Source organism: Shewanella mangrovisoli, from assembly GCF_019457635.1.
Taxonomy (GTDB): domain Bacteria; phylum Pseudomonadota; class Gammaproteobacteria; order Enterobacterales; family Shewanellaceae; genus Shewanella; species Shewanella mangrovisoli.
Map to the genome: position 1 here is coordinate 1,901,973 of NZ_CP080412.1, position 14,662 is coordinate 1,916,634.

A 14,662-nucleotide genomic window follows, 5' to 3' on the forward strand; every position below is an offset into this window, starting at 1 on the left:
CAAGCTCGGTGGTTTTATTGCGGCGTGAGTCGTGTAAAAATAGCCGCACAAAATTGATGGGGTACCAGTCTTAAAATGAGTGCGTTCACTTAAGTCAGCGTTGCCAGTGAAGCATGAAGGATTGCAATACCAATAGATGCCCAAACACAGGGATAAGATGAGGCGTACGGCTTGATGTTTTTTGAAGGCGCGGAAAAAAAGCTTGAGATCAGACTCACTCCCAAGATGGCGTCACTACGGCAACGAGAGTACGGCTTTTGGTCAACCTTAGTGGCCTGCGCCAATGCGGAAATCCTGTCCACAATCAGTAATCCTACCTGCGATGCCTATCTGCTGAGTGAATCCAGTCTGTTCGTCTGGGATGATAAAATTCTGCTAGTCACCTGCGGTAATAGCACTCTAGTAGATGCCGCCTGCCATTTTATCAACGCCTTAGGTGTGGAGCACATTGCCGCACTCTGTTATCAGCGCAAGAATGAATACCAAGCCCTGCGACAAAGCACGAGCTTTGTGGACGATATCGCGAAATTACGGACCTTAATCCCTGGCAAAGCCTTTCGAGTGGGCCATTTAGACTCACATCATCACTATCTGTTTTGTACTGACAATCAGTTTTGCTCTGATGGTCTGTTTAGCACTGACAAGCAAACTGTATCCTCAACCGAGACTTGTCTTGAATTGATGATGTACCACATCCGTGGCGAGCTTGCCGATTATCTCAAGCAACCGACACAAACTGAACTGGGGATTTATCAGCGGCTTGGATTTCAGCAACTTTTCGGCGATTTTCAGTTCGATATGCATTGTTTTCAGCCTGCTGGGTTTTCGTTGAATGCGATACGTGGGACAGACTATGTTACCTTGCATATCACCCCATCTCTGGGGCAAGGTGAGCATTCCTATGTGAGCTTCGAGACTAATCTCGATTTAGCGACTTATCCCCTGCCCGTCGTGGCGCGGCTAGTGGATTTATTCTCTCCAATCAGTTGGGATTTGATTAGTTTTAATCAGCCTATCCTAACCGAAGGATTCCCAGAGCATCTGTGTCTTGGCCAAGCCGTGGTCACCACAGCATCTGGAGGGGAGATCACCTTTAGTCATTACCAACAGCTTGAAACCCAAGTGTTAGAGCCCGAGTTTATGTAGTGGCAAACCTTAGTGGGTTTCGCCTGCGCCGCTTTAGTCCATCTGAGTACTATCTCAGTACCTTGCTTAAGCGCTGGATTATCTATAAAAAGCTAAGGTTAACTGCCTTGGCTTTTTTATTGATGGCTTAATAACAGAGCAGCGAATAGCGAGTAAGGCATGGTAAACTTGTCTTATCAGCGGATTGCACCGATGGCAATCATTGTGCGCTTGTAAAAGGAAACCCTATGACAGATCTCAGTGATATTCGCCGCGAATACACCAAAGGCGGCTTAAGACGCGCAGATTTACCTCAAAATCCCATGCAGCTATTCGAGTTATGGATGACGCAAGCTCGCGATGCGCAGCTGAGCGATCCCACGGCGATGTGTGTCGCCACAGTGGATGAGCATGGTCAGCCCTACCAGCGGATTGTACTGTTAAAGCGCTTCGATGACTCGGGATTTGTGTTTTTCACTAACCTAGGCAGTCGTAAGGCGCAGCAGATAGCAACCAATAATAAAGTAAGTCTGCATTTCCCTTGGCATCCGATTGAACGCCAAGTATCGATTCTCGGCGAGGCGCAGCCACTCTCTACCGCCGAGGTGCTGAAATACTTTATGACCCGTCCCAAGGATAGCCAGATTGCCGCTTGGGTGTCACAGCAGTCGAGTAAACTGAGCGCGCGACAAGTACTCGAAGGTAAGTTCTTTGAGATGAAAGCCAAATTTGCCAAGGGCGATGTACCATTACCAAGTTTTTGGGGCGGCTACTTGGTTAAACCCTCGAGTATCGAGTTTTGGCAGGGCGGGGAGCACAGACTGCACGATCGTTTCCTCTACACTCGCCAAGCGAATGAATGGGTCATTGAACGTTTAGCACCTTAATGGTCTTTAGGAGCGTAAGCGTGGGACAGTATAAGATTTGGGTCGATGCCGATGCCTGCCCAAACCCGATTAAAGAGATTTTATTTCGCGCGGCTGAGCGTAAATCACTGCCATTAGTGTTGGTGGCGAACCAAATGTTGCGGGTGCCGCCATCGCCCTATATCAGTCAAGTGCGTGTCGGCTCAGGCTTTGATGTGGCAGACCAATACATTGTCGACCATGTTGAGCCCACGCATTTAGTGATCACCGCCGATATCCCGTTAGCGGCGCAAGTGATTGAAAAGGGGGCGCTGGCGCTCAATCCTCGCGGCGAACTCTACACCACTGACAATATTCGCCAAAAACTGACGATGCGCGATTTTATGGAAGATTTACGTTCATCGGGCGTACACACGGGTGGCCCAGATGCGTTATCGGCGGCGGATAAGCAGGCTTTTGCCAATAGTTTAGATAAGTGGTTGGTGCGAGTTTAACGATAGTTAACTGGTCGCTAATTAAGAAAAAGAGTATCTTTAGCGAGACTTAGGTGATCTTTGTCACAGATTGTCTGAGTGATTTGGCGGTTACTCGCGTGTTATCGGGTAACTGTCTTGCCTTTAAACTCACTGATTGAGGATAGATACAATGAAAAAATGGATAGGAATCGCGGCATTATCGACGCTGGTTAGTTTTAGTTGTGCGGCCCAGTGGCAAGTGATGGAGCAGGATTCTCGGGTCAGTTTTGTATCAGTAAAAAAGGGTGATATCGCTGAAGTTCACCACTTTAAGCAACTCAATGGTGTACTTAAAGATAATGGTCAATTTGAATTAACCATTCCACTGATGAGCGTGGCGACAGGTATCGAAGTGCGCGATGAGCGTATGCAAAACCTGTTGTTTGAAGTGTCCTTGTATCCCGAGTTGAAATTAAGCTCGCAGGTGGATACTAAGATGCTCAAAGATCTTGCCGTGGGTGAGTCCAAGGTTGCTGACATCGATGGGAAAATTTCCCTCCATGGCAAACAACAAACGAAAACTTTTTCGGTAATTTTAACCAAAGTATCTGATAATAAACTGATGGTTAGCAGTTTTCAGCCGATAATAGTCAATGCTAACGAATTCGATTTGGTCTCGGGTGTGGATAAATTGCGTGATATCGCGGGTTTATCTAGTATTAGCCAAGCCGTTCCTGTGTCGTTTGTACTAACCTTAACAAAGTAACAGCGATAAGATTGGCTTAGATCAATACGTCAGCTCTCCAGTTCGAGATATGGTTAGTGAGTGGCTGACGTGCAAATCTTTATATCGACCACTTTATAGGTGGGTTTGGTTTTTTCAGTGTCGCTTTTGGCGATAGATTTTGGTGTGTGAAGGGTAAAAAATGGTCACAGATAAAGACGGTTACATGCATTTGATCCAGTATTTGACTGAGCATCTCGGCTTGTTCGAAACGCCTGATACCCAAAATGTGTCCGATGATACTGTGATGGAGTTGTTCGAAGAGCAATTATCCGCACAGATTATTGTGGTTTGCGGCCAAAATCCTTCCCTCTCTTTTGCCGAACGCAACACCATTATCCGTGAGGTCGATGCGATTGTTTACGATCTTGAGGAAATCTTAGCCTCAGTGGCAAATCATAGAGCCACGCCAGAGCAGACGCTGTTTATCACTGAGTTTTCAGGCCTTATCAAGAATTTATTCGATCAAGAAATTGCGAAAATTCAAGTCCATGTGTAATACCTTCGCTCAAGCTTAATCTTAGGATTAACCTCGTTACTTGGTTTAGTCCTATTCATTGGTTAATTATTTCCCTCATTACTTGATATCGAGCTCATTACATAGGCTTAGTGGGTTATTGGGGGGCGTCAGTCGATGCTTTCGCTCAGGTCTTAAAGGCGCGAAGTTCATGGAACTTCACCTACCGAGCATAGTGCTATGCTCGCGCGCAACCTTTGCATACCATCTCACCTCGTATCACAGCCGCTATCACATCCGTTTTACCTCAGTTTGAGTAAAATAATTCCCACTTTTCAAGCATCTTCATTTACAGGGTATATCTTTACTCTATAGCCGTATTTTCTAGTGCGCTGTAAAGGGAGATGCATAATGCTCACCATACGTCCAAGCTATGCCGAAGATATGCTGACCATAATGGTGTCTGGTCAAGTCACCCATGAAGATATCGAAGCCTTACTGCTTCCCGCGATTGAGGCCAAGTTGCAGGATCATGCAAGCCTTCGCTTATGGTACGAGTTCAGCCCAGACTTTATTGGTATTACCGTAGGTGCACTCTGGGATGATGCTTTACTCAGTGTGTTTCATTTTAGTGATTTCTCGCGAGTGGTGATGATTGCGGATATGCAAAGCCTTGGTGCTATGGTCAATACATTGACTTTTATGTTGCCCTGTCCGGTGAAGGTTTTTAGCGAAAATGAGCGTGCTCTGGCGAAGGCTTGGTTAGACGAAGCGAAAGTGGCAGAGGTGTAACGGCTGTAACCATAGTGTGTTAACTTGTGACTATTCCTTATTTATTCATTGGCTTAAATGCTGTATTTGCCCCCGGCTTAGTGTTTTTCGGCTCTTTTCCTGTGCTTTTGTGCTATCACTAGCCCCTACATCTACCAAGGTGATGGGGCTCAATGTGGCTGACCCGTCATCGTTCAGATAAGGAGTGAGGATGTTAAAACATCAAAGTGTCGGTCGCAGCACCACATTATTGCTAGGCGCCATTATCGTAAGTTTGAGTCTTGCTGGCTGCGGCAAAGTCAGTGAAGAGGCGCAAACGACAGCTAAGAGCGCGGTATCTTCTGACACTAAGGCGATAATTGGTCAATCGGAGAAGATACGCCTCATCGCCGCACAACTGGATTTTCAGGCAAGAATTGATACGGGCGCGGCGAACACCTCCTTGCATGCCATCGATCTGCAAGTTGAAGGCGGTGCGTCCGACAAGATGCAGGACAACATAGGTAAAACACTACACTTTACCACCGAAAATGAGGCGGGGGAGCAGCGGCGCTTAGCGGCGAAAATCCTAAAGACCACCACAGTTAATAACGCTCAAGGCAGTGAAGTACGCTATTTGGTGGAGTTAGATATTGGTTTTGAGGGCCAGCATCGTCTGGTTGCCGTTAACCTACGTGACCGAAGCCATATGGATTACAAGTTACTTATCGGCCGTAATTGGTTAGCGGGCCATTATGTTGTCGATGTGGCCGAGAAACGTCTGATTGGCCCGACGGCTTTTATCAATGTGAAAGAGGCGGAATTGACCTTTAAAACACGCATCGATACCGGCGCGGTTGAAAATTCCCTGCATGCGGTCGATATCAAGATTGACGATGAAGATCCTACCAATATGGATAACAACATTGGTAAGTGGCTTAATTTCACCACCGAAAATGAGCGTGGTGAGGAAAAGCGGTTAAGGGCACGGATTGTCGATACCTCGCTTATCCGTAACGCGCAGGGGAGTGAAGTACGTTATATGGTCGAATTGACCTTAGGTGAGCCGGGATTGGAGTATCCCGTCAAAGTGAATCTTAAGGACCGCAGTCAGATGTCCAATAAACTCTTGATTGGCCGTAACTGGCTACAGGGCCATTATCTGGTGGATGTGACCCTCGATAAATCGAGCGAGTAGTTTACCTCAATCGGTTTGTCTATAGCCGTGGCTATATCGCAGATAATGGCCAGTGGCACTCAATCAGAGTGCCACGATTGAGCTCACTCTCTACCTTCAGCTCGCCATGTAATTCTTCTTTTATCCAAAGATTAATGCAAGTCAGTGTGCCAATACATTGGTTTTGTTGCATTTCCAGTCTCAGTTGTTCAAGATGTGCGATTGGTATCCCAACACCATTGTCCTTAAGCTGCATGTACAACTCACCGTCTTTTTTCTCGAGTGTTAACACTAAGGTTCTGTCTTGATTATGCTCTTTAAAGGCATGGTGCAAGGTGTTGTTGATTAGTCGATAGAAAAACTGCAAATATTGCCAAGCATTGCCATCGACCACCAATTGCTCGTCGCACTCTAGCTTGACCTTAACCTGAGTTTTCAACAGTTGTGGCTGCAATAAGCTCAGTAATTGATTGATAAACTGGGCTAAATGCAGCGGGCGTATCTCACTATGCTGATCGGTAAACAGCTGCGATATGTGCCTGAGTCTCGCCGCCTGCTGGCTCATCAGTTGCACCACTTGGGGTTGATGGCTGTCATCCTCTTTACTGCGCACTTGGCAGATCTGAGCGAGGAGTTTGTCCTGCTCGAGCATCATTTGGCTCATAACGTCGGCTAGGAAGTTCTGCATCAGTTTCTGACTTTGCTGTTTGCTCAAGTTGAGTTGGATTTGCTGATTGATCTCATTTTGAATCGCGACGAGTTGTTCCCTGAGCTGGCTGTTTTCTTGCTGCGAGAGTTGGGTCTTGTGCTGCTGCTCTTTAAGCAGACTTAATTGCGATTGCAGCAGCTTTTCTTGTTCTTTTTCTTGGCGTTTTCTCAAGTCCACATTAAAACCAATCGCGCCGACACCCAAGGAATTATCCTCATCGTCGCGAATGTCGAATTTACTCATTTGATAGATAAGTTCGCCTCGAAGAGAGGGAATGACTTCTTCAAAATGCAGGGCCTCGTGGCTATGGGTGACCCTTTGGTCGTTCTGTTGATACTGCTGTGCGAGTGAGTTTGGGAACAGATCAAAGTCCGTAGCCCCGATGATCTTGCGCCGCTCAATCCCTAATACTTCGCAGTATTTGTTGTTCACTAAGGTGTATCTACCATTTAAGTCTTTGATATAAATGATGGTGGAGGAAAAGTCGAGCAAGGATCTTAATTGCTCCTTGCGCTGACTCAACTCCTGCTGAAAATGTTGTTGGGTTAGCAATTGCTGCTCGAGCGCGAGATTACTGGCGTCTAAACTGGCCATGGCGACTTCAAGCTGTTGGGTGCGGGATAAAAAGCTTTTTGCGAGCAGGCCGACTTCATCATGCCGCTCCTTGGCTTTTAATTCGATAGAGGCCGAATCGTTGCTTTTGAGTGCCTGCACCATCTCCATAATGGGGGCGATAATCAGTCGATGTTGCAGTAAAAACAGTAGGATAAGGCCGAGCATCTGAATTAACACTAGGGAAAGCCCGACTTTTTCGATAAGTTTTTTGGCCGTGTCCTGTAAGGGGGCGATGGGGGTGACGACGAGAATTTTCCAGTAGGTGTGGGGCATTAAAAACACCGACACTAGCGAAGGCCCCTTGAGGATGGGATCCATAGTCAATGAAACCGAGGCTATCCGCCTTGGGCTCGAGAACTGGCTCTTAGCATTGTCATTGACGATGGCGGAGAGCATCTCCCGCTCACTGTCCCCGCTTAGGCGGGTGAGGTTATCCATTTGCTCTTGGGTAAATACGCGCTCAGCCACGGCTTGTTCGATAAAACTGCGGTCGGCGAAGTGCAGTGCCGAGGCGATTGGGCTAAAGGCCGCCTCTGTTTTTGCTAACTCGTCGAAGGTTTGTAACGTATGGGGTGGATTTTGCGAAGATTGCGGTAAAATATCGCTATTCGGCGAGGCCAAGATTTGGTTTTGATGGTCGAGGGCTATCACATAGCCGCTCACATCGAGCATGGTATTGCGTAGGAGCTGACTAAGTTTTTCAAGGCTGATATCCGTGGTGGCCGCCCCAATAAACTGATGATCCATCCACATTGCGCCCGATGCGGTCACCATAGGCTCATGGGTAGTCGGGTCGACATAGGATTTAGACCAAAATATTTTTCCCACGGGAAAATAGCGGGTTGGCCGATACCATTCTTCGGTGTGGTAGCTTGGAAAACTGTCATCGTTATAGCTGTTGATGGCGACTAATTCGCCGTGAATATTGTGTGACCAGAATAAGCTATCGCGAAACTTTTGCCGGTCAAATGCCCCTGGTTCGGGCCAAATCCCGCCACCTGAAATAATCGCCTTTTGATTTTCAATCGAGAGTAATACCGGAATGCTCTTACTGAGCTGCTCGGGCTCATAACGGTATAGCATGGCGATTTGACTGATGGCATTGACCTGATTCTCCACTTGGGAGGTCATTTCCTGCAATTTGGCAATGATGATTTGGCCATGGTTTTGATTGAGCAGAGTTTGTTGCTCACTGATCTGTTGGGTCTGAATGTTGAGAATGACCCACGCCGTGCTGAAGATCAGTATGCTGGCGATCAGCAGTTGGATCAGACTGAGTTTAAACGGCAGACTTTTTTGCCAGTGGGTTAACGGTGCTTGAGGCTCAATGAGAGGCCGTTTATCCATGTTCTACGCATTCCAAATGCCGTTATCATGGAGCCAGTTTAGCGTTTTTTGGCCTATTTGCCATTGGCTTAAATCAAAGTTCGAACAGTGCTTTCGGTGATAAATATTGACAGAGACAGTTAAAAATAAGGCAGACCTTATTGTCTGCCTTAGGAAGATTATTGATGAAGATTATTTGTAGAGTGAAGGTTTATTCGAACCGCTCAGGATGGGCACAATAAACAGTAACAGTGCGACCAGATAACCACTAAAGGCTACCACCATCCATTCGGCCATGGTGACGCCCATAAACTGCCATGGCACATCGGTACACATGCCCGTTGGTAACATCACGGATGGGAACCATTCGTGGAGCGGCATCCAAGCTGGAAATTCGGGTAAAAATGAGCAAGTCGAGAAGGGCGAAGGGTTATTCTGCATATCGACTAAGGCTAATGCTAGTTTTAGTCCCCAGGTTGCACTGACGGCCCAACCAATGGCGCCTAGAATGCGAACGATAAGGAACTTGGGCGCCGTCATACCAATCAGTCCTGATGCCAAAATGCCGAATACGGCGAGCCGCTGGTAGATACACATCACGCAGGGGTCTAACTTCATCACATATTGGAAATACAAGGCGGCCGCTTCGAGGGCAATCGCAGAGCCTGTGAGAATGAACCAAGATGCGCGGGAATGGGCAAAGCGAGTGAATGCTGTCAAAAGTGAACTCCGTATCAACAAAAAACGCCCTCGAAGGTAGGGCGTTTTTTTGACTTTACTGAACTCATAAAGTTCAGTCAACTCCGATATTTATGTTAGTGAGCTGCAGCAGGTGCTAACGCTTCTTTAACACTGTGGTGCAATATTGCATGGGAGTCATAGAAGTACTGGGTCATCTGCTCTAAGAAGCCCGATTGGATTGCCATCACTCCCACAATCGATAGCACGATAGTGTAGGGTAATGCCATCCACACCATTCTGCCGTAGGATAAACGGATCAGCGGTGCAAGGGCTGAAGTCAATAAGAACAGGAATGCGGCTTGACCGTTTGGTGTTGCCACCGAAGGCAAGTTAGTACCAGTGTTAATGGCAACCGCTAACAGGTCGAATTGATCGCGGGTAATTTGACCGTTAATCAGGGCGGCTTTGACCTCGTTAATGTAAACCGTGCCCACAAACACGTTATCACTGACCATAGAGAGTAAACCGTTAGCGATATAGAAGATCACTAATTGGGTATTACCTTCATGGTTTAGTGCCCATTGGATGACAGGGCCAAACAGTTGTTGGTCGATGATTACGGCAACAACCGCAAAGAACACCGCTAACAAGGCCGTAAAGGGCAGGGCTTCTTCGAAGGCTTTACCTAGCGCATGCTCATCGGTAATACCGTTAAAGGCCGTGGTTAAGATGATCACAGACAGACCAATCAAGCCCACAGACGCTAAGTGCAGCGCGAGACCCGCAATTAACCACACACCGACAAAGGCTTGGATAACCAGCTTCATCTTGTCTTTATTGGTACGACGCGCGTCTTCATAGGCGGCGTAATCACACAGGATTTTATGCACTGCATCCGGCAGCTGGGCACCATAACCAAACCAACGGAATTTCTCGACGATAAAGCAGGTGAGGATACCTGCGAACAATACAGGTACGGTCACAGGTGACATACGGATCGCAAATTCGCCAAATTGCCAGTTTGCTTGAGCCGCAATAATTAAGTTTTGCGGTTCACCCACCATAGTACAGACGCCACCCAATGCAGTACCGACACCGGCGTGCATTAACAGGTTACGTAGGAAACCACGGAAAGATTCCAACTCGTCTTCATTGAGCTGGTTTTCACCATCGTCATTTTTGCCTTCGGAGGTATGGTCATGATCTGCCGAGAAGTCTTTACCTGAGGCGACTTTGTGATAGATAGAGTAAAAACCAACCGCCACGGTGATAATCACTGCGATAACGGTTAACGCATCTAAGAAGGCGGATAAGAAGGCGGAAGCCAAACAGAACAGCAAAGACACTAAGATTTTCGAACGTACTTTAGTGATCATCTTAGTGAACACGAACAGCAGCAGCTGCTTCATGAAGTAAATGCCGGCTACCATAAACACCAGCAGTAATAGTACTTCAAGGTTTGCTTCAATTTCGTGTAATACTTGGCTGGCAGAGGTCATACCGATGGCGACAGCTTCAATCGCTAATAAACCACCGGGTTGTAATGGGTAGCATTTTAGCGCCATTGCCAAGGTAAAAATAAATTCAAGCACTAATACCCAACCAGCCACAAAGGGGCTGACATAGAAAAAGAGTATTGGATTGATTATTAAAAACGACAGTATTGCGATCTTGTACCACTTAGGAGAATTCCCTAAGAAGTTCCCAATAAACGCCTGACTCATTGTCATCGGCATGGCATCCTCTCTTCTAATTATCTTTTAAAATTGCACAGATTATTGTTTCTGGCATTTGTTTTAGAAAATCAGTCTAGCCTAAAGAGAATGCTAATGTAACGATATACTGAAACCCAGATTTCAAAAAGCGGAGCTAATCGGCAAAATTGGCACAATTGCTGTTGATTCATGTCGTTTTTTTGAACATTTCTGTGACAATTGTACGGTGATTTTAAGGTGAGCCTCAGTCAATGGTTTCCATTTTTTACCGCTCTGGTATGATCAGTGACCATTATAAAGCACAACAACTGGAAAAGTGGGCTGATGATTATCAATGCCAAAGGACCTGCAAGTTTTGCAGAGAAGTATATTGTAAGATCGATTTGGGAAAATAAGTTTCCCCCAGGGTCCATTTTACCGGCTGAACGTGAGCTTTCTGAATTAATTGGCGTAACACGCACCACCTTGCGTGAAGTGCTGCAACGCTTAGCCCGTGATGGTTGGTTGAAAATTCAACATGGTAAACCAACACGGGTGAACAATTTTTGGGAAACCTCGGGCCTTAACATTCTTGAGACCATAGCGGATCTCAATCCTGAAGGCTTCCCTGTGCTGGTGGACCAATTGCTGTCGGCTCGCACCAATGTCAGTGCGATTTACTTCCGTGGCGCACTGCGCAACAGCCCAGATACCGCGGTGGAAGTCCTAGGGCAAATCCACCAATTAGAAGATACGGCCGAATCCTTCGCCGAGTATGATTACCTGTTGCACCACACCTTGGCCTTCTCTTCTGGTAATCCACTGTACGTGTTGATTTTAAACGGCTTTAAAGGTTTGTATAGCCGGGTGGGTCGTTACTATTTCAGTAGTCCTGAGGCGCGTCAGTTAGCGCTGAACTTCTATAAAGAACTCGAAATATTAGCCAAAGCTAAAAACTATATCGATGTGCCCGCATTAATGCGTACCTACGGTATCAACAGCGGCAAAATGTGGTTGCAATTGCGTGACGATATGCCAACTTCGATTGCCCAGCAGGACGGTAACGCTTAAGTTTCGATTCCAAAGCTTAAATTTGGTAAGTGGCCTGTTTTAAGACGGGTTAAATAAAAAGCCGTTTCATTGAGAAACGGCTTTTTGCTTTTTAATTCAAGCGATATTTAGTCGGCCTTAGGTTGCTCTGGACAGGAGGCTAACAAGGTCACGCTGGTATCGGCATTTAACTGCTCCAAGCTGACGGTAAAGCCCCAGAGGCGATGCAGATGTTTTAACACTTCCTTATAGGTGCTGGCGAGCGGAATGTCATTACTGGGGACATACCTTAAAGTTAAGGAGCGGTCGCCGTTTATCTCAACGTTATGTACTTGAATATTAGGCTCAATATTCGACAAATTGTACTGCTGCGAGAGTAAATTGCGAATGTCTTGATAACCCTGCTCATCGTGAATGGCCGACACGGACAGATAATTACGCTTCTCATCATCGTGGATGCCAAACAGTTTGAACTGACGGATCACTCTCGGCGACAGGTACTGGCTGATAAAACTCTCATCCTTAAAGTTTTGCATCGCAAAATGTAAGGTATCGAGCCAATTACTGCCCGCAATGTCCGGAAACCAGGCTTTGTCTTCCTCTGTGGGAGACTCACACATACGCCGAATATCGGTAAACATCGCAAACCCAAGGGCATAGGGATTAATACCACTGTAGTAACGGCTGTTATATTCGGGCTGGGCGACAACGCCAGTGTGGCTCTGCAAAAACTCCATCATAAAGCGGTCGGTGACCACGCCATCATCGTATAGATGATTCAAAATGGTGTAATGCCAGAAGGTTGCCCAGCCTTCATTCATCACTTGTGTTTGTTTTTGCGGATAAAAATATTGCGCCATCTTACGCACGATACGGATAATCTCCCGTTGCCATGACTCCAACAGCGGTGCATTTTTTTCAATAAAATACAGAATATTTTCCTGCGGCTCGGCGGGAAAACGGCGCTTAGTGGTAGAAGGTTGCTGCTGTTGATGGGTGGGAATGGTGCGCCACAAATCGTTCACTTGGCTTTGCAGGTAAGCCTCACGGTCTTTTTGCCTTGCCTGTTCTTCCCTAAAGGAGATTTCCGATGGGCGTTTATAGCGGTCGACACCGTAATTCATTAGAGCGTGGCAAGAGTCGATGATGCTTTCAACCTGCTCGACACCGTATTTTTGCTCGCAATCACTGATGTAGTTTTTGGCAAACACCAAGTAGTCGATAATCGAGCTTGCATCCGTCCAGGTCTTAAATAAGTAGTTATTTTTAAAGAAACTATTATGGCCAAAACAGGCATGCGCCATCACTAATGCCTGCATGGTGATGGTGTTTTCTTCCATTAAATACGCGATACAAGGGTTGGAGTTAATCACGATTTCGTAGGCGAGCCCCATTTGCCCACGTTTGTAGCCTTGTTCGGTTTCGATAAAACGTTTGCCGAAGGACCAATGGGTATAGCCAATGGGCATGCCAATGCCGGCATAGGCATCCATCATCTGCTCGGCGGTGATGATTTCGATTTGATTGGGATAGGCGCTTAGCTTATAAATGGCCGCCACACGCTCAATCTCTTTTAGATAACTTTGTAACAGCTCAAAGCTCCAGTCGGGACCGTCACTCAAGGCTGTACGCGTTTTTGATTCTTTTCTCCCCATAGAGCCCCCTTAAACTGCCTGTTTTTTAAATAATTCTCTAAATACAGGGTAGATATCTTCGGCTTGACGAATATGTTGCACCGCTATGTTGTCGTAGTGTTGTTGTAGGGATTCGTATTCGCGCCACAGGGTTTGGTGCGCACGATTAGTGATTTCGATATAGCTAAAATAGCGCACTAGCGGCAGGATTTTTTGCTCCAATAATTGTCGACAGGTGGGAGAGTCATCGGCCCAGTTATCACCGTCAGAGGCTTGTGCGGCATAGATATTCCACTCATCGGCAGGGTAGCGAGCCTGCTGAATTTCGTGCATTAATTTCAATGCGCTTGAGACAATCGTGCCGCCAGTTTCCTGAGAATAGAAGAACTCATGCTCGTCCACTTCCTTCGCTTGGGTATGGTGGCGGATATAGACCACCTCGAGGTTTTTGTAGGTTCGGGTGAGAAACAAGTACAGCAAGATATAGAAACGTTTCGCCATATCCTTTGTCGCTTGGTCCATCGAGCCTGACACGTCCATTAAGCAGAACATGACCGCTTGGCTTGAGGGCACTTCACGCCTTGCAAAGTTATTGAAACGTAAGTCAAAGGTATCGATAAAGGGGACTTTAGCAATCTTCTGCTTAAGCGCCTCAATCTGGGCTTTTAAATCCAAAATCAGTTCGGCTTTAGTACCCGGAATATTTTCAAGCTCCGCCAGCTCTTGCTCTAACTCTTTGAGCAATTTCTTTTTACTTGCCGACATGGCAATGCGGCGCGCCAAGGAGGAACGCAGTGAGCGCACAATATTGATATTGGCTGGTACACCATCATTGGTGAAACCCGCACGGTAGATTTGATACTCGACGAGCTTGTTTAAGCGATTCTTCTGCAGATTCGGTAGTTCTAAATCCTCAAAGAGCAGCTCTAGGTATTCATCCTTTGAGATTTCAAACACAAAGTCGTCATTTCCTTCGCCCGAATCCGAGGCATCGCCTTTACCCGCTCCGCCGCCAGCGCCGCCTTGGGGTCTATCGATTTTATCGCCGCGGGTGAATTGATCATTACCTGGGTGGACTCTGTCTCTTACGCCTCCTTTGCCTTGATGGAACATAGGTTCACTGATATCCCGTGTGGGAATACTGATTTTTTCGCCTTTATCTACATCCGTTACACTGCGACGCGTGACGGCATCGCTGACGGCTTTTTTGATTTGTTGCTTATATCGGTTGATAAAGCGTTGGCGGTTGACTGTGCTTTTTCCTTTCGCATTCAACCGTCTATCGATAAAGTTCGCCATACGCACCTCCCAAACCCCAGCGAAGGCTTTGGCAACACCA

13 protein-coding genes are annotated in these 14,662 nt (G+C 46.7%); 8 read left to right on the forward strand and 5 right to left on the reverse strand.

Annotated features, from left to right (window positions below; all coding sequences use genetic code 11):
* Positions 1 to 174: 174 nt before the first annotated feature.
* From K0H60_RS08460 to K0H60_RS08490, 7 genes are all read left to right on the forward strand, one after another.
* Positions 175 to 1,146, forward strand: coding sequence for an adenosylmethionine decarboxylase (locus tag K0H60_RS08460; protein WP_220058135.1), 972 nt, complete (start codon positions 175 to 177; stop codon positions 1,144 to 1,146).
* Positions 1,147 to 1,373: 227 nt separating this feature from the next.
* Positions 1,374 to 2,012, forward strand: a complete 639-nt coding sequence (pdxH, locus tag K0H60_RS08465; RefSeq protein ID WP_220057854.1) for a pyridoxamine 5'-phosphate oxidase — start codon at positions 1,374 to 1,376, stop codon at positions 2,010 to 2,012.
* Positions 2,013 to 2,032: 20 nt separating this feature from the next.
* Positions 2,033 to 2,485, forward strand: a complete 453-nt coding sequence (locus tag K0H60_RS08470; protein ID WP_220057855.1) for a YaiI/YqxD family protein — start codon at positions 2,033 to 2,035, stop codon at positions 2,483 to 2,485.
* 151 nt (positions 2,486 to 2,636) lie between these two features.
* Positions 2,637 to 3,212 (forward strand): YceI family protein, encoded by a 576-nt coding sequence (locus tag K0H60_RS08475; RefSeq protein WP_220057856.1) that lies wholly within the window; start codon positions 2,637 to 2,639, stop codon positions 3,210 to 3,212.
* Between the two features lie 160 nt (positions 3,213 to 3,372).
* Positions 3,373 to 3,729 (forward strand): DUF3802 family protein, encoded by a 357-nt coding sequence (locus K0H60_RS08480; protein WP_220057857.1) that lies wholly within the window; start codon positions 3,373 to 3,375, stop codon positions 3,727 to 3,729.
* Positions 3,730 to 4,098: 369 nt separating this feature from the next.
* Positions 4,099 to 4,479, forward strand: coding sequence for a SpoIIAA family protein (locus K0H60_RS08485; protein WP_220057858.1), 381 nt, complete (start codon positions 4,099 to 4,101; stop codon positions 4,477 to 4,479).
* Positions 4,480 to 4,669: 190 nt separating this feature from the next.
* The gene (locus K0H60_RS08490) at positions 4,670 to 5,635 is read left to right on the forward strand and encodes a putative ATP-dependent zinc protease (protein WP_220057859.1); all 966 of its coding nucleotides are present in this window, start codon (positions 4,670 to 4,672) and stop codon (positions 5,633 to 5,635) included.
* Positions 5,636 to 5,666: 31 nt separating this feature from the next.
* Here the strand turns inward: K0H60_RS08490 and K0H60_RS08495 are convergent, their stop codons facing one another.
* The 3 genes from K0H60_RS08495 to nhaB all read right to left on the reverse strand — a co-directional run bounded on the left by K0H60_RS08495 (position 5,667) and on the right by nhaB (position 10,681).
* A complete protein-coding gene (locus K0H60_RS08495) occupies positions 5,667 to 8,285 on the reverse strand; it encodes a PAS domain-containing protein (RefSeq protein ID WP_220057860.1) in 2,619 nt (872 codons plus the stop codon).
* 171 nt (positions 8,286 to 8,456) lie between these two features.
* Positions 8,457 to 8,984, reverse strand: a complete 528-nt coding sequence (dsbB, locus tag K0H60_RS08500; RefSeq protein ID WP_011716669.1) for a disulfide bond formation protein DsbB — start codon at positions 8,982 to 8,984, stop codon at positions 8,457 to 8,459.
* Positions 8,985 to 9,079: 95 nt separating this feature from the next.
* The gene (nhaB, locus tag K0H60_RS08505; RefSeq protein ID WP_011716670.1) at positions 9,080 to 10,681 is read right to left on the reverse strand and encodes a sodium/proton antiporter NhaB; all 1,602 of its coding nucleotides are present in this window, start codon (positions 10,679 to 10,681) and stop codon (positions 9,080 to 9,082) included.
* 303 nt (positions 10,682 to 10,984) lie between these two features.
* On the opposite strand from nhaB, the gene fadR reads away from it, so the two are divergent.
* Entirely contained in the window at positions 10,985 to 11,710 is a 726-nt protein-coding gene (gene fadR / locus K0H60_RS08510) for a fatty acid metabolism transcriptional regulator FadR (RefSeq protein WP_086904692.1), read from the forward strand.
* Positions 11,711 to 11,817: 107 nt separating this feature from the next.
* Here fadR and K0H60_RS08515 read toward each other — a convergent pair whose 3' ends face one another.
* On the reverse strand, positions 11,818 to 13,344 hold the full coding sequence (locus K0H60_RS08515; RefSeq protein ID WP_220057861.1) for a SpoVR family protein: 1,527 nt from the start codon (positions 13,342 to 13,344) through the stop codon (positions 11,818 to 11,820).
* 9 nt (positions 13,345 to 13,353) lie between these two features.
* Positions 13,354 to 14,622 (reverse strand): YeaH/YhbH family protein, encoded by a 1,269-nt coding sequence (locus K0H60_RS08520; protein ID WP_041408751.1) that lies wholly within the window; start codon positions 14,620 to 14,622, stop codon positions 13,354 to 13,356.
* Positions 14,623 to 14,662 lie beyond the last annotated feature (40 nt).